The sequence below is a fragment of the Haemophilus haemolyticus genome, assembly GCF_001679045.1.
GTDB classification, from domain to species: Bacteria; Pseudomonadota; Gammaproteobacteria; order Enterobacterales; family Pasteurellaceae; genus Haemophilus; species Haemophilus haemolyticus.
This window is the reverse complement of record NZ_LYCK01000013.1, coordinates 219,837-245,538: the sequence shown is the minus strand read 5'-3', so window position 1 is coordinate 245,538 and position 25,702 is coordinate 219,837. Positions and strand designations below refer to the sequence as shown.

Below are 25,702 nucleotides of genomic sequence, written 5' to 3'. Positions count from 1 at the left end.
ACAAAAATGAAAAAAATCATCCGTTATTTCAGTATTTTAATTGGACTCACCACGAGTTTTACCAGTTTGGCAAAAGAGAAAATTAGCTTAATGCTTGATTGGTATGTGAACCCTGATCACGCAGCGATCATCGTTGCTCAGCAAAAAGGCTTTTTTGAAAAAAATAACTTAGAGGTCAAGATTATCGAACCCGCAGATCCATCATTACCGCCTAAATTGGTTGCTGCAGGAAAAGTGGATTTAGCCATTAATTATCAACCTCAACTTTATCAACAAGTTGCAGAAGGATTACCTTTAGTGCGTGTCGGCTCTCTGATTTCCAGCCCATTAAATAGCGTAGTGGTTCTAAAAAATAGCAATATCAAAACGCTTGCCGATCTGAAAGGGAAAAAAGTAGGCTATTCAGTTAGTGGCTTTGAGGATGTATTACTCGATACCATGCTCCATTCCATCGGACTCAGCAACCAAGACGTAAAATTAGTGAATGTGAATTGGTCGCTTTCCCCTTCTCTTTTAACAGGACAAGTCGATGCGGTCATCGGGGCATTTCGTAATTTCGAACTGAATCAAATCCATTTAGAAAAACAAAAAGGCGTGGCATTTTTCCCAGAACAATATGGTGTGCCGGTTTATGATGAATTGATTTTAGTCGCAAACAAAAATAATCTTTTCTCTAAAAAAATCTCCGCTTTTTTGACCGCACTTGAACAAGCCACAACCTATATACAAAGTCATCCAGATGAAGCATGGCAAGCTTTTGTGAACCATAAACCAAAAGAACTCAATACAGAATTAAATCAATTAGCGTGGAAAGACACCTTGCCTTTATTAGCAACGAAACCTCGTCAATTGGATGCCAAACGTTATCAACAAATGGCGGAATTTATGCATCAAAAAGGCTTGATTCCAAAAGCACTTGAATTGAAAGACTATGCTGTCGAATTACAGTAAGGGCAAATGATGATCAACCAACTCATTCAGCAAGCACAACCTTATTGGAAACAATATGTTGAGCATGAATTTGTGCAACAACTTGCAAAAGGCACCTTACCAAAAGCTTGTTTTCAACACTATTTAAAACAAGATTACATCTATCTTTTCCATTATAGCCGTGCTTTTGCTTTGGGTGTGTTCAAGGCAAGAAATTTTGCCGAAATGGACATGCCGCGTAAAACGCTCGACATTCTTTGCCAAGAAATCCAATTACATTTGGATTACTGCCAGCAATGGGAAATTAGTGAACAGGAAATATTCCAAACCCCCGAAAGTGCGGCATGTATTTCCTACACACGTTACCTGCTTGATTGTGGAATGACGGGAGGCTTACCAGAACTATATGCCGCCGTGACGCCTTGTGCTTTAGGTTACGCACAAGTCGCCCGCTACATCACAGAAAATTATCCAAAACTACCAAGCAATCCTTATCAAGCATGGATTGACGTATACTCTGCACCAGAATATCAACAAGCCGCACAAGAAACTGTTGATTTTCTGACCGTACTTTGTGAGCCACTTAATGATTCTCAGTTAACCAATATTCAACAGATTTTTACCACAGCCACTCGAATGGAAATCGAATTTTGGCAAATGGGATTAGATTTAGCATAAAAATAGAGGGGTAAAATGAAATCAGTTTATTTATCAAAAATTCGTGAACAAAATCCGTTGATTCATAACATAACCAATATTGTCGCGGCAAATTTTAGTGCCAATGGTTTACTTGCTTTAGGGGCATCACCGTTGATGTCAGCTAATATTGAAGAAATGGTTGAACTACCACAAATTAGCCAAGCATTAGTCATCAATATCGGTACAGTCATGGATCAAGAACGAGATGCTATGTTACTAGCGGGTAAAACAGCAAATGCAATAGGCATTCCTGTGGTGCTTGATCCTGTTGGAGTGGGCGCTACGAACTACCGACGTGAAACTATCCGTCAATTATTGGCAGAAGTGAAATTTGCCTTAATCCGAGGTAACGCGGGAGAACTTGCAGCGATTGCAGGTGAAGACTGGCAAGCAAAAGGTGTGGATGCAGGACAAGGTAAAACAAATCTACAAGAAGTTGCTCAACGTGTTGCACAATGCTATGACTGTACGGTGTTAATTAGTGGAGAAGTCGATATTATCAGCGATGGACAACAAACTGCCACAATCCATAACGGTACGCCGCTATTTCCAAAAGTTACCGCATCGGGTTGTTTATTAAGTGCAGTATGCGCAGCATTTTTAGCCGTTGATGAAGGAAAACATTTTTCAGCAACAATAGAAGCCTGTGCAGCTTACACCATTGCAGGAGAGATTGCGGCTAAAAACCTAACCTCGCAAGTTGGACAGTTCCAAATTCGCTTGCTTGATGAATTGGCAGCCTTAACACCTGATTTAATAGAACAAAACGCAGAGGTGAAATATGTCTAACATTCCACAAACATTGACTATTGCAGGTTCGGACAGCGGTGGAGGAGCTGGCATTCAAGCAGATCTCAAAACCTTTCAAATGCAGGGCGTTTTTGGCACTTCGGTGATTACTGCGGTCACTGCACAAAACACACTTGGCGTATTTAATATTCACCCAATTCCACTGAAAACAATTCAAGCTCAACTGGAAGCAGTAAAAAATGACTTTCAGATTACAAGTGCCAAAATTGGTATGCTTGGTACAGCAGATATTATTGAATGTGTTGCTGATTTTTTAAGTCATCGCCCATTTGGCACATTAGTGGTTGATCCCGTGATGATTGCGAAAGGTGGTGCGCCTTTATTGCAACAACAAGCAGTTTCCGCATTAATCAAACATTTATTACCACTAGCTGACGTGCTTACACCTAATATTCCCGAAGCTGAAGCTTTAACAGGCATCAAAATTTCTGATACAGCCAGCATTCAACAAGCTGCGTTAGACTTGCAAAAACAAGGAGCAAAGAATGTGATTATTAAAGGCGGACATTCGCTCAATTCACAAAGCCAGCAATGCCAAGATTGGATCCTTTTACAAAATGGTGAGCATTTTGTTTTAGAAAGCCCGCGTTTCGATACACCGCATACTCACGGAACAGGCTGTACTTTTTCAGCCTGCTTAACGGCAGAATTAGCCAAAGGCGCGCCATTAAAAAGTGCGGTAAAAACTGCTAAAGATTTTATTATGGCAGCCATCTCTCACCCATTGAATATTGGTCATGGACATGGGCCAACCAATCATTGGGCTTACAGTCGCCTTTAAGGATTGAAAGATGAAAAATATTCAAGAAATTTTACCGCTCTATTTTGTAGCAGGCACACAAGATTGCCGACATTTAGGTGATAATCTAGCAGATAACTTGCTTTCTGTTCTTAGACAAGCTTTAGAAGGTGGCATTACCTGTTTTCAATTTCGCGATAAAGGAAAATTCTCATTAGAAAATTCGCCAGATGAACAACGCTCCTTAGCCATTAAGTGCCGAGACTTATGCCGTCAATATAATGTGCTATTTATTGTTGATGACAACGTTGATTTAGCATTGGAAATTGAAGCGGATGGAATTCATGTTGGACAAAGCGATACGCCTGTAAAAACGATTCGAGCAAAAACCAATAAACCACTGATTATTGGTTGGTCGATTAACCGCTTAGATGAAGCAAAAATCGGTGAGGAAATATCTGAAATTGATTATTTTGGTGTTGGCCCAATTTTCACGACCCAGTCAAAAGAGAATCCTTCCCCGACTCTAGGAATGGCGTTCATTCAAACATTGAGAGAAGCAGGAATCACCAAACCACTTGTGGCTATTGGTGGCGTAAAACGAGAACATGTGAAAACCTTACGGAAATATGGCGCTGATGGTGTTGCTGTAATCACAGCCATCACTCAAGCAAATGATATAAAAGCAGCGACTCAAGCTTTAAAGGAAGAAAGTAATGCACTCAACTTATAACCAGAATAAAAGACAAGATATTGTCATAGGGCAAAATTTGGGCCCATAATTTTATTTAATATAGGGTAATTTCAAGCGGTTAAATCTTTATATCAGAACCAAATAAACTGAATTTCTAATTAGGATTTGACCGCACTTTCCTTTACAAGCCAAATATTTTCTCTACAATACCCCACCTAACGATTTGCCTAGCGCAAATCCCTGACCTGAAATCAGACAAAAGAGAATATTATGACAACCCAATTCAAACCAGAATTACTTTCCCCTGCTGGCTCTCTTAAAAATATGCGCTATGCGTTTGCTTATGGTGCAGATGCCGTTTATGCAGGCCAACCCCGTTACAGCTTACGTGTACGTAACAATGAATTTAATCACGCCAATTTAAAAATCGGGATCGATGAAGCCCATGCACTTGGCAAAAAATTCTATGTGGTCGTAAACATTGCACCGCATAACTCTAAACTCAAAACCTTTATCAAAGATTTACAACCAGTCATCGACATGGGCCCTGATGCCTTAATTATGTCCGACCCAGGCTTAATCATGTTGGTGCGTGAAAACTTCCCGGATATTGATATCCACCTTTCTGTACAAGCAAATGCCGTAAACTGGGCAACGGTAAAATTCTGGAAAAAAATGGGGTTAACGCGTGTAATTTTATCGCGCGAATTATCCATTGAAGAGATCGCTGAAATTCGCCAACATGTGCCAGACATTGAACTCGAAATTTTCGTACATGGTGCGTTATGCATGGCGTATTCTGGCCGCTGCTTGCTTTCTGGCTATATCAACAAACGTGATCCAAACCAAGGCACTTGCACGAATGCTTGCCGTTGGGAATACAAAATGGAAGAAGGCACGACGGATGAAGTGGGCAACATCGTGCCAAAAATCGATCCTGCTCAACAAATCGAAGTGAAAAATGTCGCACCAACCTTAGGTGAAGGTGCAGTAACAGATAAAGTTTTCCTTTATACCGAATCACAAAAGCCTGATGAGCAAATGACCGCGTTTGAAGATGAGCACGGCACTTACTTTATGAACTCAAAAGATCTACGTGCAGTACAACACGTGGAAAAATTGACCGCACTTGGTGTGCATTCTTTAAAAATCGAAGGCCGTACTAAATCATTCTATTATTGCGCAAGAACCGCACAAGTTTACCGCAAAGCCATTGATGATGCGGCAGCAGGCAAACCATTTGATGAAAGCTTAATGGATACCTTGGAATCCCTTGCTCATCGTGGTTATACCGAAGGTTTCTTACGTCGTCATACACACGATGAATACCAAAATTACGAATACGGTTATTCTATTTCTGATCGTCAACAGTTTGTCGGTGAATTTACTGGTAAACGTAACGAACAAGGTATGGCTGAAGTGGCGGTGAAGAATAAATTCTTACTTGGTGATGATGTAGAAATGATGACCCCTCAGGGGAATATCAATTTCAAAATTGAAAAAATGCTAAATCGTAAAAATGAAGCGGTTGATGCAGCACTAGGCGATGGGCATTTTGTCTTCTTAGACGTACCACAAGATATCAACTTAGACTATGCTTTACTAATGCGTAATTTAGTCAATAGCAATACAAGAAATCCACATAATTAAATGACAAAAATTATTTGTTAAAAAAATGTTGCATTTTTGTATTTTATTATTATAATGCGCCACATACCTGATTTGTTAATTCAACAACTCATAGTATGACTCCAAATATTTTTGCCCTTTCAGCTTTTGAAAGGGCTTTTTTTATTCGGAGTATTCTGCAACCTCAAACCAACTTTCTAGAATCAAACAAGCAGAGATCCCATCTACTTTGCCTTTTTTTAAGGCACGAAAACCGCCTCTGTCAAAAATTTCACTGCGTGCCTCCGTTGTTGTTAGACGTTCATCTTGCAACTGAACATTAACGCCAAAACGACCTTGTAAACGATTCGCAAACTTACGTGCACGCAAAGTGAGATCTTGTTCTGTTCCATCCATATTTAAAGGCAAACCAACAACGACAACATCTGGTTTCCATTCTTTCAAGCATTTTTCGATGGCATCCCAGTTTGGAATACCATCTTGCGCCTTAAAAGCAGGCAAGGCTTGAGCGGTGCCAGTAATACTTTGCCCTACAGCACAGCCAATACTTTTGGTACCAAAATCAAAAGCAAGTGCAGTAATCCCCATTAGCTATGCCCCACTTGTGCAAACACAAAATTATGTGGGTAAATACCAAGCAATTGATTCGCCGCAACATAGCGCTCATCATAAGGCATATCGAATAAAATCTGATCGTTCGCAGTAGCGACTAACCAAGCATTATCAGTGATTTCTTTTTCTAATTGCCCAGCCTCCCAGCTAGAGCACCCAAGAGCGATAAGATATTTTTCTGGCGCAAGTTCAGAACCTAGCGTCTCTATCACATCAGCAGAGGTTGTCATTGAAAGATCATCCGTGATTTTATAAGTATGCTGGAATTCATTAGGTGTATTCTTATGTAGAATAAAACCTCTTTCGCTATGCATAGGGCCACCCGCTACCACCATTTCATTGCTAAAAGTGCGGTCATTTTTCATCATAAAATTGAGTTTTGAATAAAGTTCCGCAATGCTTAAATCTGTTGGCTGATTAATCACTAACCCCATAGAACCTTGCTCATTATGCTCGCACATAAACACCACTGTACGATTAAAATAATCATCTAAATGTGGCATCGCGATCAAAAATTTCCCTTGTAACTCCATCATTCACCTAAATCTCCAAAACAAATTTGTAGTGCACTAATCGCCGCAAGCGATGCAGTTTCAGTACGCAAAACACGCTTTCCTAATAAAATTTCAGTAAATCCTTGCTGTTCAGTTTGTGCAATTTCTTGTGCAGATAATCCACCTTCTGAGCCAATTAATAAGCGGACACCTTCAACGGGAATATTTGGTAACGTTTTAATAGAATATTGCGCGCGTGGATGTAAATTTAATTTCAATGCTTCGTCATTTTCTGCACACCAATCTTGTAATTTCATCAGTGGACGAATCTCCGGCACAATATTACGGCCACACTGTTCACAAGCAGCAATCGCAATTTTTTGCCATTGTTGGATTTTTTTATCCATGCGTTCGCCATCAAGCTTTACGCCACAGCGTTCTGACCATAATGGCGTAATCACATTCACACCCAATTCCACCGATTTTTGAATGGTAAATTCCATTCGCTCTCCGCGAGAAATCACTTGTCCCAAATGAATTTTTAAATTGGATTCTTTATCCGCCAGCTCACGCCCCAAAATCTCTACCTTTACAGCTTTTTTATTTGACTCAATAATTTTGGCTGGATAAATATGATTAGAACCATCAAAGAGCTCAACTTGCTCGCCTTCTGTCATTCTTAACACGCGCCCTACATGGTTTGCCGCGTCATCTGAAAGCTGACATTGAGTTTGATTTTCAAGGGATTCAGGATGATAAATTCTTGGTATGCGCATAATGTTTATCTATATTAATGAAAAAAGTGCGGTTAAACTTCACCGCACTTTTGATGTTGAAATTAATCCGAAAGGTTCTGCGGTAATCGCTCTAGAATAGTTTTCCAATAAGTTGAAGAACGTAAATTGTGTTTACGAATACAATCCACCACCGCATCCGCATTTCCCGCAAGGCAAATTTGTTGCATTTCTAAATAGAATGTTTTTGTAAGTTCTCGGTGTTTTTCTTCTTTAAAAAATAAAAAACCAATTCGTTGGTAAACCCCTTTCAAACTATTAAAAATTAAACGATAAAAGGGTTTGTTAGCCACTACGGTAAATTGACGAAATAATTTGTAATCAAATTCTGTGTAATCTTGCGCCGTATTTTGTAATTGATCTAATTCAGCAAAAAGTGCGGCAGATTGCTCTGGAGAATTTTTTACTGCCTCATAAATATAAGATTCAGACATTTTACTGCGTAGAGACAACATATTGTCAATAATCAAGGGTGCTGACTGCATATCTAAACCGATTAGCGTTTCAATAATATTCGGCCCTGCCGTGTCCCAAATATTATTTACTTTTGTGGGTTTACCGTGCTGAATCGTCAACCAACCATCTCGAGCCAAACGTTGTAAAACTTCACGTAAAGTTGTACGAGTTACACCAATCTTATCAGCCAAATCACGCTCTGAGGGTAAATTGCTGCCCGCGGGGAAAACATCTTGCCAAATGCTTTTCACTATATATTCTTCAGCTAAAGCGGCGGGGCTTTGGGCTTTCAAAATGTCATTATCATGTTGCATAAATTAAAAAATCAGATAAAAATCAAAAAAAAATGCAATTTTATAAAAAAATTACTCACTTTTTATTATCCTTTAAAGGGGGATATATTACAATGTTAGCGCAATAAAAAATAATGGAGTACTTTATGACAAACACACAAGCCTTTATGAAAAACTTTCTTGGAGCAAGCCCAAATTGGTACAAACTCGCTATTGTCGTTTTTCTCATTGTTAATCCAATTATTTTCTTTTTTATCAGCCCCTTTCTTGCGGGTTGGTTGCTCGTTGCTGAATTCATTTTTACGCTAGCAATGGCATTAAAATGCTATCCATTGCAACCCGGTGGCTTATTAGCAATTGAAGCGATTATTATAGGGATGACTAACGTAGAACACGTAAAAACAGAAATTATGGCAAACTTTGAAGTCGTATTGCTATTAATGTTCATGGTGGCAGGGATTTTCTTCATGAAACAACTGCTTCTTTACGTATTCACGAAATTACTTGTCAAGATTCGTTCAAAAATTGCGCTTTCTTTAGCTTTCTGTTTTAGCGCAGCCTTCCTATCAGCCTTCCTTGATGCATTAACGGTTGTTGCCGTAATTATCAGCGTAGCAATGGGATTCTATGGCGTTTACCACAAAGTCGCATCAGGTAATAATTTAATTGATGCCGTTGATATTGCTGATGATGGAAAAATTGAAACACAACATCACGAAACCTTAGAAAAATTCCGTTCATTCTTACGTAGTTTGATGATGCATGCTGGCGTCGGAACCGCACTTGGTGGTGTGATGACAATGGTGGGTGAACCACAAAACTTAATCATTGCCGAACAAGCCAAATGGAACTTCATCGAATTTTTCTTCCGCATGGCGCCAGTTACTGTTCCAGTATTTATCTGCGGATTACTCACTTGCTTCCTAGTCGAAAAATTCAAATTATTTGGTTATGGTGAAAAGTTACCTGAAGATGTATGGAAAATCTTGTCAGATTTAGACCGCACTAATTCAGAGAAAATGTCTAAACAAGACAAAATCAAATTAGGCATCCAAGCGTTAATCGCAATTTGGTTAATTCTTGGATTGGCGTTCCATCTCGCGGCGGTAGGCTTAATTGGTTTAAGTATCATCATTTTTGCCACTGCATTCACTGGTGTGACTGACGAACACACTATCGGTAAAGCATTCCAAGAATCCTTGCCTTTCACTGCATTGCTCGTGGTATTCTTCTCAGTGGTTGCCGTAATTATTGATCAAAAACTTTTTGCGCCAATCATTCACTTCGTTCTTTCTTCAGAAGAAAATACACAGCTTGCCTTATTCTATGTATTTAACGGCTTGCTTTCTTCTATCTCTGATAACGTATTCGTCGCAACGGTTTACATCAATGAAGCCAAAGCGGCATTAACGAATGGCGTAATTGCTCCGCACCAATTTGAATTGCTCTCTGTTGCAATCAATACAGGTACAAACTTGCCGTCAGTCGCAACTCCAAATGGACAAGCCGCATTCTTGTTCTTATTGACTTCATCGCTAGCGCCATTAATTCGTCTTTCTTACGGAAGAATGGTTTATATGGCTTTACCTTACACGATTGTACTTTCACTCATTGGTTTACTAGCTATTGAATTTATCTTACCAGCCGCCACTATTTGGCTAGCAAGTTTAGGCTTGATTTTACCAATCTAAGGAGAAGAAATGCTCGCACTTTTAAAACGATTTTCTGAAAAACGTTCTGCTTGGTTCCTGCTGGCATTCTCAAGTTTAGCACTAGAATCCACCGCACTTTACTTCCAATATGGAATGGGATTACAACCTTGCGTACTTTGCGTGTATGAACGTTTAGCAATAATTGGGTTATTTATTGCGGGCATTATAGGTTTACTTCAACCTCGCGCTTTAATCATTCGATTAATCGCTTTGGCATTAGGCTTATTCAGTGGGATTAAGGGATTATTGGTTTCATTCCGTCATCTTGATTTACAAATGAATCCAGCCCCTTGGAAACAATGTGAATTTATTCCAAACTTTCCTGAAACTTTACCGTTTCACCAATGGTTTCCATTTATGTTTAGCCCGACCGGCTCTTGTAACGAAAGTCAATGGTCATTATTCGGTGTGACGATGGTGCAATGGTTGGTATTTATTTTTGCAGTATATGTGATAATTCTTGCTTTATTATTAATAGTGCAAGTAGTCAAAACACGAAAACAAAGAAGAATATTTAATTAAAAAATACGGTGAAATTTCACCGTATTTTTTATTCGCGAGATTTTGTTATTTTTTAACTGAAGGCTGTCCTCTGCCATAATTCGCACAAATAATCTGAGCAGCATTATAAAGCGTTGTATCAGGTGTTAAACTTAACGTATGTTTCTTTTGCTTTTTAGGTGCTGCACGTAAACCCTGTCCCCAAAACTCATCATAGAAATCAGTTCGCACTTGAGTTAAATGATAATTTGCACAATTCAAAATCTTGTACTGACGAACAGAACGTGCATAACGTTTAGGCTCAGGATAAACATACAATCCCTTATCTAAATTCACCACTGCATCAAAATGTACAATTTGTGGCTCTTGGTTATCCACCCAAATAGATTCACTATCGATGTAATAATTTGCATTCTTCACTAAACGTACATATCCGCTTCGCACATCAGTCGGCGGTGTCAGCTTCACATCATTTTGTTCAGCCTTTTGAGTTTGAGCAGAACAGGCAGTAAGTAGCCCAAGTGATAATGTTAAAATAATTTTTTTCATTATTTACTCCTTATGTTATCTGACATTCATTCTAAAATTTTACAGTGTGCCCATAACCTTCTAGGATTGTTTTAATATGCTCTAACGATTCTTTGGTTGGCGGTAATACATCTTCAAGCTCATAATCTAACCCAAGGGTTTTCCATTTATGCGCACCTAATCGATGATAAGGAAGAAGTTCAACTTTTTCAATATTGGTCATACCTTCAATAAATTGACCTAATAAATGCACATCGTGATCGCTATCGGTATAACCAGGAACAACAACATAACGAATCCATGTACGTTGATGACGTTTTTGCAAATATTTTGCAAATTCAAGAGTACGTTTATTTGGTACCCCAATAAGATTTTGATGAACTTGATCATTAAGCTCTTTTAAATCGAGTAAAACAAGATCTGTTACATCTAATAATTCATCAATAATATGATCATAATGACGTACAAAACCATTTGTATCTAAGCAAGTATTAATCCCTTCTGCTTTACAAGCACGGAACCAATCACGCACAAACTCTGCTTGTAACACAGCCTCACCACCAGATGCCGTGACACCTCCGCCAGTCGCATTCATAAAATGGCGGTAAGTCACTACTTCTTTCATTAAATCCTCAACACTGATTTCTTTACCACCTTCAAGATCCCAAGTATCACGATTGTGGCAATATTTGCAGCGCATTAAGCAGCCTTGCATAAATAAAATAAAACGAATACCTGGCCCATCTACAGTGCCACAGGATTCAAAAGAGTGAATTCGTCCAAGAACTGACATACATAAATTTCCTAAAACTAGATATAGCTAAATTTTACCAAAGATTTAGTTTATAAAAAATGAGCCTGATTTAAATCAGGCTCATAATTAAAATATATTTATCAAAGTGCGGTCATTATTCGCTGACTTTTTGAAAAGTTTGCACCACTGGCGCTTGTTCACAATACTCGACCAATACAGGTACAATTGAGGTAAAGTGTGGCGTTGCAAAATGTTGTTCTAAATCGGCTTTGCTTTTCCATTGCTCAATAAAAACATAATGATTAGCTTGTTCGCTATTTTGTTGTAATTCATAAGATACGCATCCTGTTTCTTGACGAGTATGCTTAATTAATTCTTGGCATTGGGCTAGAAAATCATTAATTTTGTCCGCTTTTACTGAAAATTGGGCAATAACTGTTAGCATAATTTGCTCTCCTATATAAAAATAAACCACTCACAAAACTAGTCTGTGAGTGGTTTATATTAAAACATAATTTTATTTACTTAGAAAGACTCGGTAAATGTACGAGTTACGACGTCTTGTTGTTGCTCTTTGGTTAAAGAGTTGAAACGTACTGCGTAACCAGATACACGGATAGTCAATTGTGGATATTTATCCGGATTTTCCATTGCATCTAACAACATTTCACGGTTTAACACGTTCACGTTTAAGTGTTGACCACCCTCTACTGTTGCTTCATGGTGGAAGTAACCATCCATTAAGCCAGCAAGATTGCGGCGTTGTGCTTCTGCATCTTTACCTAACGCATTTGGTACGATTGAGAAGGTATAAGAAATACCATCTTTCGCATAAGCAAATGGAAGTTTAGCCACAGAAGTTAATGATGCTACCGCACCTTTTTGGTCACGACCGTGCATTGGGTTCGCACCAGGTCCGAATGGCGCACCAGCACGACGACCATCAGGGGTGTTACCCGTTTTCTTACCATAAACCACGTTAGAAGTAATGGTTAATACAGATTGTGTAGGCACTGCATTGCGGTAAGTTTTAAGTTTTTGAATTTTCTTCATGAAACGTTCAACTAAGTCACAAGCGATGTCATCAACACGGTTATCATTGTTACCATATTGTGGATATTCACCTTCGATTTCAAAGTCGATTGCTACGTTAGTTGCAACAACATTGCCATCTTTATCTTTGATGTCGCCACGAACTGGTTTAACTTTCGCATATTTGATTGCTGAAAGTGAGTCAGCCGCAACAGAAAGACCTGCGATACCACAAGCCATGGTACGGTATACATCACGATCATGTAATGCCATTAATGCTGCTTCGTATGAATATTTATCGTGCATATAGTGGATTACGTTTAAGGCAGTCACATATTGTTTGGCCAACCAATCCATAAAGCTGTCCATACGAGTCATTACTGTATCGAAATCTAATACTTCATCAGTAATTGGTGCAGTTTTCGGGCCTACTTGCATACCTAATTTTTCATCGATACCGCCGTTGATTGCGTATAACAATGTTTTCGCTAAGTTTGCACGCGCACCGAAGAATTGCATTTGTTTACCCACAACCATTGGTGATACACAACATGCGATTGCGTAGTCATCATTGTTGAAGTCTGGACGCATTAAATCATCATTTTCGTATTGAACTGATGAGGTATCAATCGATACTTTCGCACAGAAACGTTTGAAGTTTTCAGGTAATTGTTCAGACCAAAGAATGGTTAAGTTTGGTTCTGGAGAAGTACCCATGTTGTAAAGAGTGTGTAAAATACGGAATGTATTTTTGGTTACTAATGTACGACCGTCTAACCCCATACCCGCTATGGTTTCTGTTGCCCACATTGGGTCACCAGAGAATAATTGATCGTATTCAGGTGTACGTAAGAAACGAACCATACGGAGTTTCATGACTAAGTGGTCAACTAATTCTTGCGCTTCAGTTTCAGTAATTTTACCTGCTTGTAAATCACGTTCGATATAGATATCGATAAAGGTTGCAGTACGACCGAATGACATTGCCGCACCATTTTGTGATTTGATTGCAGCAAGATAAGCAAAGTACATCCATTGAATTGCTTCTTGAGCATTAGTTGCTGGGTTAGAAATATCATAACCATAGCTTGCAGCCATTTGTTTTAATTGGCCTAATGCACGGTGTTGTTCTGCGATTTCTTCACGTAAACGGATAGTTGCTTCAAGATTTACACCCTCTTCTAAGTCTTTTTGTAAAGAAGAGAATTGTGCGTATTTATCTTTCATTAAGAAGTCTACACCGTAAAGTGCTACACGACGGTAGTCACCGATGATACGGCCACGACCATAAGCATCTGGAAGACCAGTTAATACACCAGATTTACGGCAACGTAAAATATCTGGCGTATAAACATCGAATACACCTTGGTTATGTGTTTTACGGTATTCAGTGAAGATTTTTTTCACTTTTGGATCAAGTTCACGACCATAAACTTTACAAGAACCTTCCACCATTTTGATACCACCAAATGGCATAATGGCACGTTTTAAAGGCTCATCAGTTTGAAGACCAACGATTTTTTCTAAATCTTTGTTAATGTAACCTGGTGCGTGAGAAGTAATTGTTGAAGGCGTATGCTCGTCAAAATCTAATGGCGCATGTGTACGGTTTTCAACTTTGATTCCTTCCATTACGGTCTCCCAAAGTTTTGTTGTCGCTTCAGTTGGACCCGCTAAGAAAGAATCATCACCTTCATATGGGGTGTAGTTTTTTTGGATAAAGTCACGTACATTGACATTTTCTTGCCAATCACCACCAGTAAAACCAGCCCACGCTAATTTTTGCGCTTCATTAAGTTCTGACATAGTCATTTCCTTTGTTAATTAATAAATAAGTAAATAAATCTTTAATGCGTTTTGGTTAAATAACGTTGGAATACACCAATACAAATTGCCCCGCCGACAATATTTCCTAACGTTACAGGGATTAAATTCTTCACAATGAAATGATACAAATCTAAATCTGCGTATTTCATCGGATCAACGCCGATTTGTTGCCAAAATTCAGGAGTACTAAAATGTGCGGTAATAATTCCCATCGGAATCATAAACATATTAGCCACACAGTGTTCAAATCCTGACGCAACAAACAAACCAATCGGCATAATCATAATAAATGCTTTGTCTGTAACAGTCTTACCAGAATAAGACATCCAAACCGCCACACACACCATAATGTTACATAAAATACCTAGGTTAAAAGCTTCAAACCACGTGTGATGAATTTTATGTTGGGCGGTTGCAAGAATTGTTAAACCCCATTGGCCATTTGCTGCCATTGTTTGTCCACCAAACCAAATAACAGCCGCAATAAATAAACCACCAACGAAGTTGCCTAAATACACCACGATCCAATTTCGAATCATTTGTGTCGTAGTGATTCTATCGCCCACTCGGGCGACTAAAGTTAAAGTAGAAGAAGTGAATAATTCAGAGCCCAGAATTACCACCATAATCACACCTAATGAGAATACTAACCCACCCACTAACTTGGTCAGCCCCCAAGGTGCTCCGGCACTAGCAGCTTGTGTTGTCGTGTAAAATACAAATGCTAAGGCAATACAAGCTCCGGCGTTAATGCCAGACATAAATGATAAAAATGGACGTTTTTGCGCTTTATACGCACCCACATTTTCTGCATAATCCGTTGCTTCAACTGGTGTGAGAGCAACAGAAGATTGATTTAGATTTTCTGATGCCATAATGTAACTCCAAACAGAAATAGTAATTTAATTTATAATACTTCTAGGGTACTTCTACAACCAAAAGCTATTTTACTCCCTTAAAAATCCATTGCAAGAAATCCACTATTTATCTCAACAAAATTTGATTTTTTACAAGATTTGTCAAAGAAAATACGCTATACACATTTCTGGTTAGATAAAATCCACAAAAAATAAACCGCACTTTTATCAAAAAAGACAAAAGTGCGGTTTATTTTTTGGTTATTTTAGTAATACTCAGGACACATTAAGGTACAAAATAATGAGGTATAAAATGGCTATCATTACCCGTAACTGCAGTAAAATCTTCGCGTAATCCCATACCGCAAGCCACATCACCCACAACCCAAGAGCCGATAATTGGATACATTCCATCAAAACTAGGCAATTCAAATTTTTGTTGATAAACATAACCTGAATTACCATAAAACGTAGAGTGTTCGCTTCCTTTCGCTGCAAATTCTACGCCATTGTTTTTCTCATAATAGAAGACATTGGCACCTTCTCGACCTAACAATGGTTTTTTCACCCACATTGATAAATCTTTTGGTAATTCAAAGGGCGTAAAATAAGCTGGCAATAAATTCGGATGATTAGGATAACGTGCCCAAAGTTTTGCCAATAGCGCTTTATTACTTAACAACATTTTCCACGCAGGCTCAATAAATCGTGTTGAAGCCGTCGTAATATGGCGAGCAAACTCAGCGTGGCTTAACCATTCCAGCGGATACAATTTAAATAACATTTCAATAGGTTGGTCATTTAAATCTACAAATTTTTTTGTTTCACTGTTATAGCCAATATCTTCCACCGCTAATTGATGAATATTCCAACCTGCGTTATAAGCCACATCAGCTAAATAATCCACATTGCCCCAATCTTCACGGCCAGCATCTTGCATGGCACTCAAATGGAAATCTGTTTTACCACTTTGTTGTTTCAAAAATTGGAAATGTTTTATTAATTCTTCATGAATCCAGTTAAATTGATCACGATGTTTCAAGCCCTCAATTTGCTCCAACCACTGCCATTGAACAACCGCAGCTTCCAACAAGGATGTTGGCGTATCGGCGTTATATTCAAACATTTTAAGGCTGTCGCCATCATAGCCAAAATCAAAGCGTCCATATAAATAAGGATCTTGATTACGCCAAGAGGTTTCAATAAGCTGTTTTTGCAACTCCGTAAAACGATAATTTTCATAATCGCCTTTTTTAATTTCATCCGCCGCAAAATCTAAACACATTGAATGCAATTCATTAGTTGTATCCTCAATGCGATCAATTTCCGCTAAGGTAAATTCATAGGCGACATTATCAGACCAATAATGAGATCCATCGCTGGAAGGCAAGTTATAATAATCAAATCCAACATTAAGTAGCTGTTGCACCATATCTGGTCGAGTAGGAAACCCGGTTACACGTTTCATTTAGCCCCCACTGCTACGATTAGTATTATTTGGGCTACTAAAACCACCGCGAGATACAGGTTTGCTATTCATGCTTCCTGCATTTCCTTTCACAAGCATTGGTTTTCCAACAGAACGATTCGTTTGCGGTTGCACAACTTGCCCTGTTGGTGTGGTGACAGCTCGATTTCCAGGATGATAGCTTGGACCAAGGAAACTACTAATTGCACGAGCCGCCATATACCCCATAACGCCACCAGCAATCGCAGCCCCTAAAGAAGGATCGGTACTTTCAGCTTTTGCAGTTGATTCAGCGTTGTTCTCGCTTTGATTAGCTTGTGCATTATTTTCAGCTGGATTTTTTACCGCACTTTCTGCATTACCGTTATCACGAATATTTAAACCAAGCCCCTGCTGTGGTGTGGTTTCAGTTTTCTGAGTACTGTCAGTATTTTTATCTGCCTCACAAAGCTCAATTTTTTTCCAATCCGCTAAACAATCGTCTAAAGACTGATACACATCACGTTGTACTTGTTCTTCTGAACAGCCTCCTAATAAGGCCACAATAGATAAACTAACTAAAATCTGATTTTTCTTTTTCATTGTTCTCAATTTTTATCGAATGGTTTTTACGCCTAGCCATTGCTCGGCCTGTTTATTAGTAATTTCTTCACGAGTCCACATACTCATTAAATCTGGTTGTGGATATTTATTGCTGTTATAGCCGACTAAACGGGCAAAATCAAATACGGCATGAGGATAGCCATTAATAAGCAATAAGGCTAAATAACCACTCTCATCCCAACAAATTTCAAGTTTACGAGCCTCATGATGATTAGAGGTTGAATCAACATTATACACGTGCAACATATCAACTATCGGTTGAGCATTTTGACGCATATCAAGTGCATAAAAATAGCCTGTTTCGCCGTCATCTTCAAACATTACAGCAAAATGCTCAAATACCGTAGAATGCGTTCCCACTTGCTTTGGCGTTCCTAAAAAGAGTTCGTCCTCTAAAGTTAAATGTAACATTCCCTTTCCTTTAAATATTAGATATAAAAACACCGCACTTTTATACAAAGTGCGGTGAGATTTTACAGTAAATTCAGCGTGAATTACGCTTGACCTTTAACCGCTTTTAAGCCTGGGAATGCTGCTGGAGTACCTGCGCGTTCTAATGCTTCTTCGATACGGATTAATTGGTTGTATTTAGCAATACGGTCAGAACGGCTCATAGAACCAGTTTTGATTTGACCTGCTGCTGTACCAACCGCTAAATCAGCGATGGTTGCATCTTCGGTTTCACCTGAACGGTGAGAGATCACAGCGGTGTAACCTGCATCTTTAGCCATTTTGATTGCTGCTAAAGTTTCAGTTAAAGAACCGATTTGGTTGAATTTGATTAAGATAGAGTTTGCGATACCTTTTTCGATACCTTCTTTTAAGATTTTGGTGTTAGTTACGAATAAGTCGTCTCCCACTAATTGAACGCGGTCGCCTAACACTTTAGTTTGGTATGCAAAACCTTCCCAGTCAGATTCATCTTGACCATCTTCGATAGACACGATTGGGTATTGTTTAGTTAATTCTTCAAGATAGTGTGTGAACTCTTGAGAAGTGAATGAACGGCCTTCGCCTTTCATTTCATATTTACCAGTTTCTTTGTTGTAGAACTCAGAAGATGCGCAGTCCATCGCTAAAGTCACGTCTTTACCTAATACGTAACCTGCTTTTTCTACTGCTTCTTTGATACATGCTAAAGCATCTGCGTTAGATGCTAAGTTAGGTGCGAAACCACCTTCGTCACCAACTGCTGTGCTCATGCCTTTAGATTTTAATACTTTCGCAAGGTTGTGGAATACTTCAGCACCGATACGAAGTGCTTCGCGTAATGTTTTCGCCCCAACTGGTTGAATCATGAATTCTTGGATATCAACGTTGTTATCTGCGTGCTCACCACCGTTGATGATGTTCATCATTGGTAATGGCATAGAGTAAACGCCTGGAGTGCCGTTAAGTTCTGCGATGTAAGCGTAAAGTGGTAAACCTTTAGACGCTGCAGCTGCTTTTGCGTTTGCTAAAGATACCGCTAAGATTGCGTTTGCACCAAAGTTAGATTTGTTTTCGGTTCCGTCTAAATCGATCATGATTTGGTCGATTTCAGCTTGGTTAGACGCATCTTTACCAAGAATTGCTTCAGCAATTGGGCCATTTACTGCTGCTACAGCTTTTAATACGCCTTTACCTAAGAAACGAGATTTGTCACCATCACGCAATTCTAATGCTTCGCGAGAACCAGTTGATGCACCAGATGGAGCCGCAGCTAAACCAACAAAACCACCTTCTAAGTGAACTTCAGCTTCAACAGTTGGATTACCGCGTGAGTCGATGATTTCGCGACCAATCACTTTAACGATTTTTGCCATTTTTATTTTCCTCAATTAAGTTAATTAAAACGGGTTAGGCGAGCCTAAAACAGGCGATATAATAAAGCTATTTTGAGATTTTGTCTTGTAAAAAATGCGTATGCTTTGATCTTTATCTATTTTTACAAAATAAAAGAGCGGTGAAAAAATTCGTTGTTTCTCACCGCTCTTTTTACTCTAATTTAATCCATTACTTCACAGATTGTTTGTGATTTTCATAGGCTGCTTTTACAAACCCAGCAAACAACGGATGACCATCACGAGGCGTAGAAGTAAATTCTGGATGGAATTGGCAAGCGACGAACCAAGGATGATTTGGCACTTCGATAATTTCTACCAATTTTTTATCTGCAGATAAGCCCGTTACTTTCAATCCTGCTTTTTCAATTTGTGGAAGCAAGGTATTGTTCACTTCATAGCGATGACGATGGCGCTCTTCAATGGTTTCTTTTCCATAAAGCTCGCGAGCGCGGCTGCCTGACACCAAATGACATTGTTGTGCGCCTAAACGCATTGTTCCACCAAGATCAGATTCATCGGTACGCACTTCTGTATTACCATCTGCATCTTGCCATTCCGTGATTAATGCCACCACAGGTTGTTCACAATCTTTATCAAACTCGGACGAGTTAGCTTTAGTTAAACCCGCTACATTACGTGCATATTCAATCAATGCGATCTGCATACCTAAGCAAATGCCCAAGTAAGGAATTTTGTTTTCACGTGCATATTGTGCGGTACGAATTTTACCTTCCACACCACGATAACCGAATCCACCTGGAACAAGAATACCATCAATGCCTTTTAATACTTCAACACCTTTGGTTTCAACATCTTGGGAATCAATATATTTAATGTTAACGCTTAAACGATTAGTCAAACCTGCATGCTTCAATGCTTCATTTACAGATTTATAGGCATCGGGTAACTCAGTATATTTACCCACCATGCCAATGGTCACTTCCCCCACTGGATTGGCTTGTTTGTAAAGCACTTGCTCCCATTCAGACAGATCCGCTTCAGGGCAAGTCAAACGGAAACGTTCACAGACGAAATCATCTAAACCTTGAGATTTTAATAATGCTGGGATTTGATAAATCGAATTTACATCTTTTAATGAAATGACTGCACGTTCTGGAACGTTACAGAATAAAGCAATTTTCGCGCGTTCATTTGGCGGAATCATACGATCTGAACGACAAATCAACACATCAGGTTGAATACCAATAGAAAGTAATTCTTTTACAGAATGTTGGGTTGGTTTAGTTTTAACTTCCCCCGCCGTTGGAATATAAGGCACTAAAGTTAAGTGCATAAATAACGTATGTTCACGACCAACTTGAACGGCTAATTGACGTAATGCTTCTAAGAATGGGAGTGATTCAATATCCCCAACGGTACCTCCCACTTCAACAATCACAACGTCATGACCTTGTGCACCAGCAATGACGCGATCTTTAATTTCATTGGTGATATGTGGAATCACTTGAATTGTTGCACCAAGATAATCGCCACGACGCTCTTTACGTAATACTTCAGAATAAATTTTACCTGTGGTGAAGTTATTACGTTTAGTCATTTTCGTGCGGATAAAACGCTCATAGTGACCTAAGTCTAAATCTGTTTCAGCACCATCTTGTGTAACGAAAACTTCCCCATGTTGGGTTGGGCTCATCGTACCTGGATCCACATTAATATATGGATCTAATTTCATAATGGTTACGTTTAAACCGCGAGCTTCTAAAATTGCCGCCAATGATGCTGCCGCAATGCCTTTACCTAACGATGAAACCACACCGCCAGTGACGAAAATATAATTTGTAGCCATAGGGAACCTAATCTGTATTGGGATATAAATGATTATAGCTAATCATCTTACAGACAAAATCAACCAAAAGTGCGGTCAAAAATCGAAGATAACTAGCTATCAAAGACGGGACGGTAGTTTACCTGATTTGGTCAATGAACTCAATTAGAAAACCACAATTTAGCATGTAAAGCCTTATTAGATTTATCTATCCTCTAGGATGAAATCTTTCATGCAATCGTTTCAATCTCTCTTTTGCCACATGAGTATAAATCTGTGTTGTGGATAAATCTGTATGCCCTAGCAACATTTGCACCACGCGTAAATCCGCACCGTGATTTACTAAATGGGTGGCAAAAGCATGGCGAAGAACGTGAGGGGAAAGTGCATCAGCATCGATATCTGCCAGAATGGCATAATGTTTTACACGATGCCAGAAAGTTTGACGAGTCATTTGCTGTGCACGCTGACTTGGAAAAACAACATCAGAACTCTGCCCATTTAATAGCACTGGGCGACCATAAAGCATAAATTGACGAACCCAATAGGCAGCTTCTTCCCCCATTGGCACAATACGTTCCTTGTTTCCTTTACCAATCACTCGCACCACGCCTTGTTGCACACTCATGTTTTCAATCGTAAGCGAAACTAACTCCGTGACACGAAGCCCCGTAGCATAAAGCAATTCTAACATTGCTTTATCACGCAGCTCCAAAGGCACTTCCACATCTGGCGTATTGAGCAAATCTGACACTTGTTGCTCAGTTAAATATTTTGGTAGGCGACTGGGTAATTTAGGCGAACTTAGCACCGCACTTGGATCATCAACTCGATATTTTTCCCGATATAAATATTGGAAAAGTTTACGCATTGCACTTAACATTCGCGCAGTGCTCGTGGCTTTGTAACCTTTCTCCAAGCGCTCACCTAGAAAACCTTGTAAATCTACAGCATCTAAGGTTTCCAAAGACAAGTCGTTTTTATCCAACCAATCACAAAGTGCGGTTAAATCCAAACGATAAGATTGAACGGTATTTTCTGAAAGCCCTTTTTCAATCCAATATTCGTTAAGAAACAAATCAATGAGCGCAAGATTTTTCATATTACTTCTCTACAAGGAAATCGATGCGTCCTATTTATGCTGAACAATCAAAAAGGCATTTAATTTGCGTGGAATCACAAAAAATGCTGCCGCCGCAATAATACTCATAAATACAAATGTCATCGCTGGCGACATTGGATAAATCATACCTGCAATCGCGGTGAAAATGGCAATAAGCACACCATTCGATAAACCATTATACAAACCTTGCAACTTCGCAATATGACTTTGCGGTTGCGTAGTGATATAGCGAACAATCGCATAATGGCACACGGCATAAGTCAAACTATGCATAAGTTGCAATAAGAATATCAACCAAAAATCTTCAATATATCCCATTACAGCCCAGCGTCCGATGCACGCAAGCGCAGAAATATAAAGCAGCGCACTGATAGAAATATTTTGAAATAAGCGACGAGAAAAGAAAAATAATACAATTTCTGCTAATACCCCAATGCCCCAAAGTAAGCTAGTTTGAGAAACGGAGATCCCAATGCTTGTCCAATAAATTGTGCTATAAACATAATAAGCCGCATGAGAGCCTTGAATAAGCCCCACTGCAATCATGACTCTCAATGTAATAGGATTTTTCAGTAACGCAATAAAACCAATATTATTTTGAGCGCCGCCTTCAGGGATCTCATCTTTTGGGGGAATGGTTGGTTTTAAAAGCTGAATGATAGTATAGAAGGATAAAAGTGCGGTTAAAATCCACACGATATTTTGCTCGCCAACCCAGCCAATCATGCCACCAAACACCACTACGCCAAGAATAAAGGCCGCAGAGCCAATTAAACGTACTTTACCGTAATCCAAGCCTATTTGTCGTTGCCAAGTGGATGCCAACGAATCCCCAATCGGCATTCCCGCTGAATTCACAGAGGCGTATAAACCAATAGCAATAAACAACAACCAAAAATTATGCGCAACTAAGCTCATTGCCGCCATAATAATGGCCGATGCTAATGCCAACAGACGTAAGGAAATAATAATATGATTGGCTTTTTTAATTAACGATGAAAAAAATAATCCGCCCGCAAATCGGAAAATATAAGCACTCCCGATCACCAAACCAATCATTTCTTCGCCATATTGTTGTGATTTCAACCATGCTGGGAAGAACGGCAAAAATACGCCATAAGCGCAGTAGTAACCTAGAAAGCTCAGGGCGAGCCAATAAAAAGGACGAACTTGCATCAGAATAAAGTTTCCATTTCTTGTGAACGAGACAAACAAGCCTGCATAGCTTGCTCTATAGTTTGATTAAAATGTTGTGCGTCAAATACCGCTAACGCCGCCGCAGTGGTGCCACCTTTCGAAGTGACATTTTCTCGTAAAGTTGAAAGCGCAATTTGCGGATTTTCGGTCACCATTTTTGCTGCACCAAGCATGGATTGCTGCACTAATTCACGCGCAGTTTTCTCATCAATATTCATTTTGATTAAGGCCTGCTGCATTGCTTCCAGCATTAAAAAGAAATAGGCAGGGCTACTTCCTGACGCGGCAGTTACTGCGTGCATTTGAGTTTCATCATCCACCCAAACCGTTCTTCCCACAGCACCCAATAAATCTTGTGCAAAAGTGCGGTGATTTTCGCTCGTATTTTTCGGTGCAAATAAACCCGCCATGCCTTCCCCCACCAATGCGGGCGTATTTGGCATGACGCGTACTATCGATTTTATACTTGGAATTAATGCGTTCAAGCGTTCAGTTGAAATACCCGCAGCAATGGAAATTAATAATTTATCGGAAAAATCCACCGCACTTAGTGACGAACAAACTTCAGCCATCATTTGAGGTTTTACCGCAAGCAACACAACCTCAGCTTTGATTACACTTTCCACATTATTTTCTGAAGTTTCCACGCCAAGATTGGCAAAAAATGCTCTTTTTTCCTCATTCGGATCATTCACAATAATTTGCTCGACAGGATAACCTTGTTTCAATAATCCAAGAATAATAGCCTGCGCCATATTGCCGCCGCCAATAAAGGCAATCAATTTATGTTGCATCGTTTTTCCTACTTTTATGGGCTATAATGCCGCACATTCTACCCTATATTGAAGGAAGTGTTACGATGTGGTTCAAAAATTTAATGACTTATAGGCTGACTAAACCGCTAGATTGGGATCTTGCACAGCTACAAACTCAACTGGAAGATTGTCAATTCCATCCTTGCGGTGCTCAAGATCAAAGTAAATTTGGTTGGTCTGCTCCATTAAGAGGTTCTGACTTACTCTATTTTTCTGTTGGAAAACAAATTCTATTAATCGCCAAAAAAGAAGAAAAAATCTTGCCGGCAAACGTGGTCAAACGTGAACTTGATGAACGCATTGAAAGCCTTGAACAAAAAGAAAACCGCAAACTTAAAAAGGTAGAAAAACAGACATTAAAAGATGATGTCGTGATCAATTTATTACCTCGTGCGTTTAGTAAAAATCACCATACAGCGCTATGGATTGATACAGAAAATAATCTTGTTCATGTTGATGCCGCATCGAGTAAACGCGCGGAAGATGCGCTCGCATTACTCCGTAAATCCTTAGGTTCGCTTCCTGTTGTGCCTTTAGCCTTTGCTAATGAACCCAGCACGATTTTAACCAATTGGATCCTTCAAGATAGCTTACCGCATTGGTTACTTGCATTAGAAGAAGCCGAGCTTCGTGGCAGCCAGGAAGACAGCGTTATCCGTTGCAAAAAACAACCCTTAGAAAATGAAGAAATTCTCGCACTTCTGCAAGATGGTAAAAAAGTAGTAAGTAAATTAGCTTTAGAATGGGAAGACACCTTAACTTTCGTTTTTAACGAAGATTGCACCCTCAAACGTTTAAAATTTGCAGATAGTGTACGGGAAAAAAATGATGATATTCTGAAAGAAGATTTTGCACAGCGTTTCGATGCAGATTTTGTACTGATGACTGGTATTCTAGCCAAACTCACCGAAAATTTATTAGATGAATTTGGTGGCGAAAAAACTAGACTGTAAAATCATATTACAAATTTACCGCACTCTTTTCAGTTTATATCTAAAAATTCTTTGCCCATAAAAATACCTGTTTCTGATATTACTCAAAAACAGGTATTTATTTTCTGTTATGGAAAATTAGTTATCTAATTACCATTCAAAGTTTACACCAGCGTTATAAGTTACACCGCCACCTTGTGTAAATGCAACCCCTGCTTTAGTCGCAATGTTTTGGTTATAACGATAACCAGTACCAATCGCTACTGCAGTTTGAGATTTATAACCACCTACAGCTGCTGTAAAGTTTGCTTTACCCACAGTATATGGTTGGAATAAACCTGTTAAAGCAGCTTGAGCAGCAAGACCACGTTTAAGATCTTTATCAAGTTTATTTACTCTATTATCTAAATGATCAAGACGTTTTGTATGAGCATTAACATCGGTACGTAAATTTCTAATATCTGCTGCCTGAGCTCTAACAACTGAATTATCCGCTTTTAATGCAAATTTATTATCGGTTTCAGTTTTACTATATACGTCAGCTACATTTGCTTTAGCATTTAGTTTTCTGTCGCTTTCAGTCTTAGTATA

The 25,702-nt window shown here is 39.1% G+C and carries 27 protein-coding genes; 9 read left to right on the top strand and 18 right to left on the bottom strand.

Features of this window, described 5'->3' with window-relative positions; genetic code table 11:
- Window positions 1–6 precede the first annotated feature (6 nt).
- The 6 genes from A8M50_RS06890 (at window position 7) to trhP (ending at window position 5,522) form a co-directional block, all read left to right on the top strand.
- The gene (locus A8M50_RS06890) at window positions 7–951 is read left to right on the top strand and encodes an ABC transporter substrate-binding protein (protein WP_005647034.1); all 945 of its coding nucleotides are present in this window, start codon (window positions 7–9) and stop codon (window positions 949–951) included.
- Between the two features lie 9 nt (window positions 952–960).
- Window positions 961–1,608, top strand: coding sequence for a thiaminase II (gene tenA, locus A8M50_RS06885; protein WP_005646910.1), 648 nt, complete (start codon window positions 961–963; stop codon window positions 1,606–1,608).
- A 15-nt stretch (window positions 1,609–1,623) separates the two neighbouring features.
- On the top strand, window positions 1,624–2,418 hold the full coding sequence (gene thiM, locus A8M50_RS06880; protein ID WP_005647061.1) for a hydroxyethylthiazole kinase: 795 nt from the start codon (window positions 1,624–1,626) through the stop codon (window positions 2,416–2,418).
- The gene (gene thiD / locus A8M50_RS06875) at window positions 2,411–3,220 is read left to right on the top strand and encodes a bifunctional hydroxymethylpyrimidine kinase/phosphomethylpyrimidine kinase (RefSeq protein WP_005636476.1); all 810 of its coding nucleotides are present in this window, start codon (window positions 2,411–2,413) and stop codon (window positions 3,218–3,220) included. The genes thiM and thiD overlap by 8 nt, the downstream gene beginning before the upstream one ends.
- Before the next feature lie 10 nt (window positions 3,221–3,230).
- Entirely contained in the window at window positions 3,231–3,911 is a 681-nt protein-coding gene (gene thiE / locus A8M50_RS06870) for a thiamine phosphate synthase (protein ID WP_005647106.1), read from the top strand.
- A gap of 231 nt (window positions 3,912–4,142) precedes the next feature.
- Window positions 4,143–5,522 carry a prephenate-dependent tRNA uridine(34) hydroxylase TrhP gene (trhP, locus tag A8M50_RS06865; protein ID WP_005646973.1) on the top strand — a complete coding sequence of 460 codons (1,380 nt, stop codon included), beginning with the start codon at window positions 4,143–4,145 and terminating at the stop codon, window positions 5,520–5,522.
- Between the two features lie 141 nt (window positions 5,523–5,663).
- On the opposite strand, the gene ruvX is transcribed toward trhP, so the two are convergent.
- The 4 genes from ruvX to fadR all read right to left on the bottom strand — a co-directional run bounded on the left by ruvX (window position 5,664) and on the right by fadR (window position 8,171).
- On the bottom strand, window positions 5,664–6,089 hold the full coding sequence (gene ruvX / locus A8M50_RS06860; protein WP_005646895.1) for a Holliday junction resolvase RuvX: 426 nt from the start codon (window positions 6,087–6,089) through the stop codon (window positions 5,664–5,666).
- On the bottom strand, window positions 6,089–6,649 hold the full coding sequence (locus A8M50_RS06855; RefSeq protein ID WP_032826618.1) for a YqgE/AlgH family protein: 561 nt from the start codon (window positions 6,647–6,649) through the stop codon (window positions 6,089–6,091). Before A8M50_RS06855 ends, ruvX begins: the two co-directional genes overlap by 1 nt.
- A complete protein-coding gene (gene rsmE, locus A8M50_RS06850; protein WP_005646920.1) occupies window positions 6,646–7,383 on the bottom strand; it encodes a 16S rRNA (uracil(1498)-N(3))-methyltransferase in 738 nt (245 codons plus the stop codon). Before rsmE ends, A8M50_RS06855 begins: the two co-directional genes overlap by 4 nt.
- A 62-nt stretch (window positions 7,384–7,445) precedes the next feature.
- Window positions 7,446–8,171 (bottom strand): fatty acid metabolism transcriptional regulator FadR, encoded by a 726-nt coding sequence (gene fadR, locus A8M50_RS06845; protein WP_005647028.1) that lies wholly within the window; start codon window positions 8,169–8,171, stop codon window positions 7,446–7,448.
- 125 nt (window positions 8,172–8,296) lie between these two features.
- Here fadR and nhaB point away from each other — a divergent pair, with 125 nt between their 5' ends.
- Together nhaB and dsbB are read left to right on the top strand one after the other, a co-directional pair.
- Window positions 8,297–9,841, top strand: a complete 1,545-nt coding sequence (nhaB, locus tag A8M50_RS06840; protein ID WP_005646897.1) for a Na(+)/H(+) antiporter NhaB — start codon at window positions 8,297–8,299, stop codon at window positions 9,839–9,841.
- Between the two features lie 9 nt (window positions 9,842–9,850).
- Window positions 9,851–10,384: a disulfide bond formation protein DsbB gene (gene dsbB / locus A8M50_RS06835; protein ID WP_005635120.1), complete on the top strand. Its 534-nt coding sequence runs from the start codon at window positions 9,851–9,853 to the stop codon at window positions 10,382–10,384.
- Between the two features lie 45 nt (window positions 10,385–10,429).
- Here dsbB and A8M50_RS06830 read toward each other — a convergent pair whose 3' ends face one another.
- From A8M50_RS06830 to proC, 13 genes are all read right to left on the bottom strand, one after another.
- Window positions 10,430–10,912 (bottom strand): surface-adhesin E family protein, encoded by a 483-nt coding sequence (locus A8M50_RS06830; protein ID WP_005647108.1) that lies wholly within the window; start codon window positions 10,910–10,912, stop codon window positions 10,430–10,432.
- A 31-nt stretch (window positions 10,913–10,943) separates the two neighbouring features.
- On the bottom strand, window positions 10,944–11,684 hold the full coding sequence (pflA, locus tag A8M50_RS06825; RefSeq protein WP_005647113.1) for a pyruvate formate lyase 1-activating protein: 741 nt from the start codon (window positions 11,682–11,684) through the stop codon (window positions 10,944–10,946).
- A gap of 115 nt (window positions 11,685–11,799) precedes the next feature.
- The gene (locus tag A8M50_RS06820; protein ID WP_005647085.1) at window positions 11,800–12,090 is read right to left on the bottom strand and encodes a putative quinol monooxygenase; all 291 of its coding nucleotides are present in this window, start codon (window positions 12,088–12,090) and stop codon (window positions 11,800–11,802) included.
- An 80-nt stretch (window positions 12,091–12,170) separates the two neighbouring features.
- Window positions 12,171–14,483, bottom strand: a complete 2,313-nt coding sequence (gene pflB / locus A8M50_RS06815; protein WP_005647128.1) for a formate C-acetyltransferase — start codon at window positions 14,481–14,483, stop codon at window positions 12,171–12,173.
- A 41-nt stretch (window positions 14,484–14,524) separates the two neighbouring features.
- Window positions 14,525–15,379, bottom strand: coding sequence for a formate transporter FocA (focA, locus tag A8M50_RS06810; RefSeq protein WP_005647050.1), 855 nt, complete (start codon window positions 15,377–15,379; stop codon window positions 14,525–14,527).
- A 268-nt stretch (window positions 15,380–15,647) separates the two neighbouring features.
- A complete protein-coding gene (locus tag A8M50_RS06805; protein WP_005646906.1) occupies window positions 15,648–16,829 on the bottom strand; it encodes a glutathionylspermidine synthase family protein in 1,182 nt (393 codons plus the stop codon).
- Window positions 16,830–17,411: a DUF1190 domain-containing protein gene (locus tag A8M50_RS06800; protein ID WP_005647048.1), complete on the bottom strand. Its 582-nt coding sequence runs from the start codon at window positions 17,409–17,411 to the stop codon at window positions 16,830–16,832.
- Between the two features lie 12 nt (window positions 17,412–17,423).
- A complete protein-coding gene (locus A8M50_RS06795) occupies window positions 17,424–17,843 on the bottom strand; it encodes a DUF2251 domain-containing protein (RefSeq protein ID WP_005636440.1) in 420 nt (139 codons plus the stop codon).
- 83 nt (window positions 17,844–17,926) lie between these two features.
- Complete coding sequence (eno, locus tag A8M50_RS06790) at window positions 17,927–19,237, bottom strand: phosphopyruvate hydratase (protein WP_005635098.1); 1,311 nt, start codon at window positions 19,235–19,237, stop codon at window positions 17,927–17,929.
- A gap of 190 nt (window positions 19,238–19,427) precedes the next feature.
- Window positions 19,428–21,065 carry a glutamine hydrolyzing CTP synthase gene (gene pyrG, locus A8M50_RS06785; RefSeq protein ID WP_005636432.1) on the bottom strand — a complete coding sequence of 546 codons (1,638 nt, stop codon included), beginning with the start codon at window positions 21,063–21,065 and terminating at the stop codon, window positions 19,428–19,430.
- Window positions 21,066–21,252: 187 nt separating this feature from the next.
- Entirely contained in the window at window positions 21,253–22,146 is an 894-nt protein-coding gene (xerD, locus tag A8M50_RS06780; protein WP_005636429.1) for a site-specific tyrosine recombinase XerD, read from the bottom strand.
- Window positions 22,147–22,176: 30 nt separating this feature from the next.
- A complete protein-coding gene (locus A8M50_RS06775; protein ID WP_005647078.1) occupies window positions 22,177–23,343 on the bottom strand; it encodes a 3-phenylpropionate MFS transporter in 1,167 nt (388 codons plus the stop codon).
- Window positions 23,343–24,158: a pyrroline-5-carboxylate reductase gene (proC, locus tag A8M50_RS06770; protein ID WP_005646990.1), complete on the bottom strand. Its 816-nt coding sequence runs from the start codon at window positions 24,156–24,158 to the stop codon at window positions 23,343–23,345. Before proC ends, A8M50_RS06775 begins: the two co-directional genes overlap by 1 nt.
- Before the next feature lie 65 nt (window positions 24,159–24,223).
- Between proC and rdgC the strand changes: the two genes are divergently transcribed.
- Window positions 24,224–25,132, top strand: a complete 909-nt coding sequence (gene rdgC, locus A8M50_RS06765; RefSeq protein ID WP_005647071.1) for a recombination-associated protein RdgC — start codon at window positions 24,224–24,226, stop codon at window positions 25,130–25,132.
- A 129-nt stretch (window positions 25,133–25,261) separates the two neighbouring features.
- On the opposite strand, the gene A8M50_RS06760 is transcribed toward rdgC, so the two are convergent.
- Window positions 25,262–25,702: YadA C-terminal domain-containing protein (locus tag A8M50_RS06760; protein WP_173645656.1), on the bottom strand; the 441-nt coding region annotated here is incomplete at its 5' end.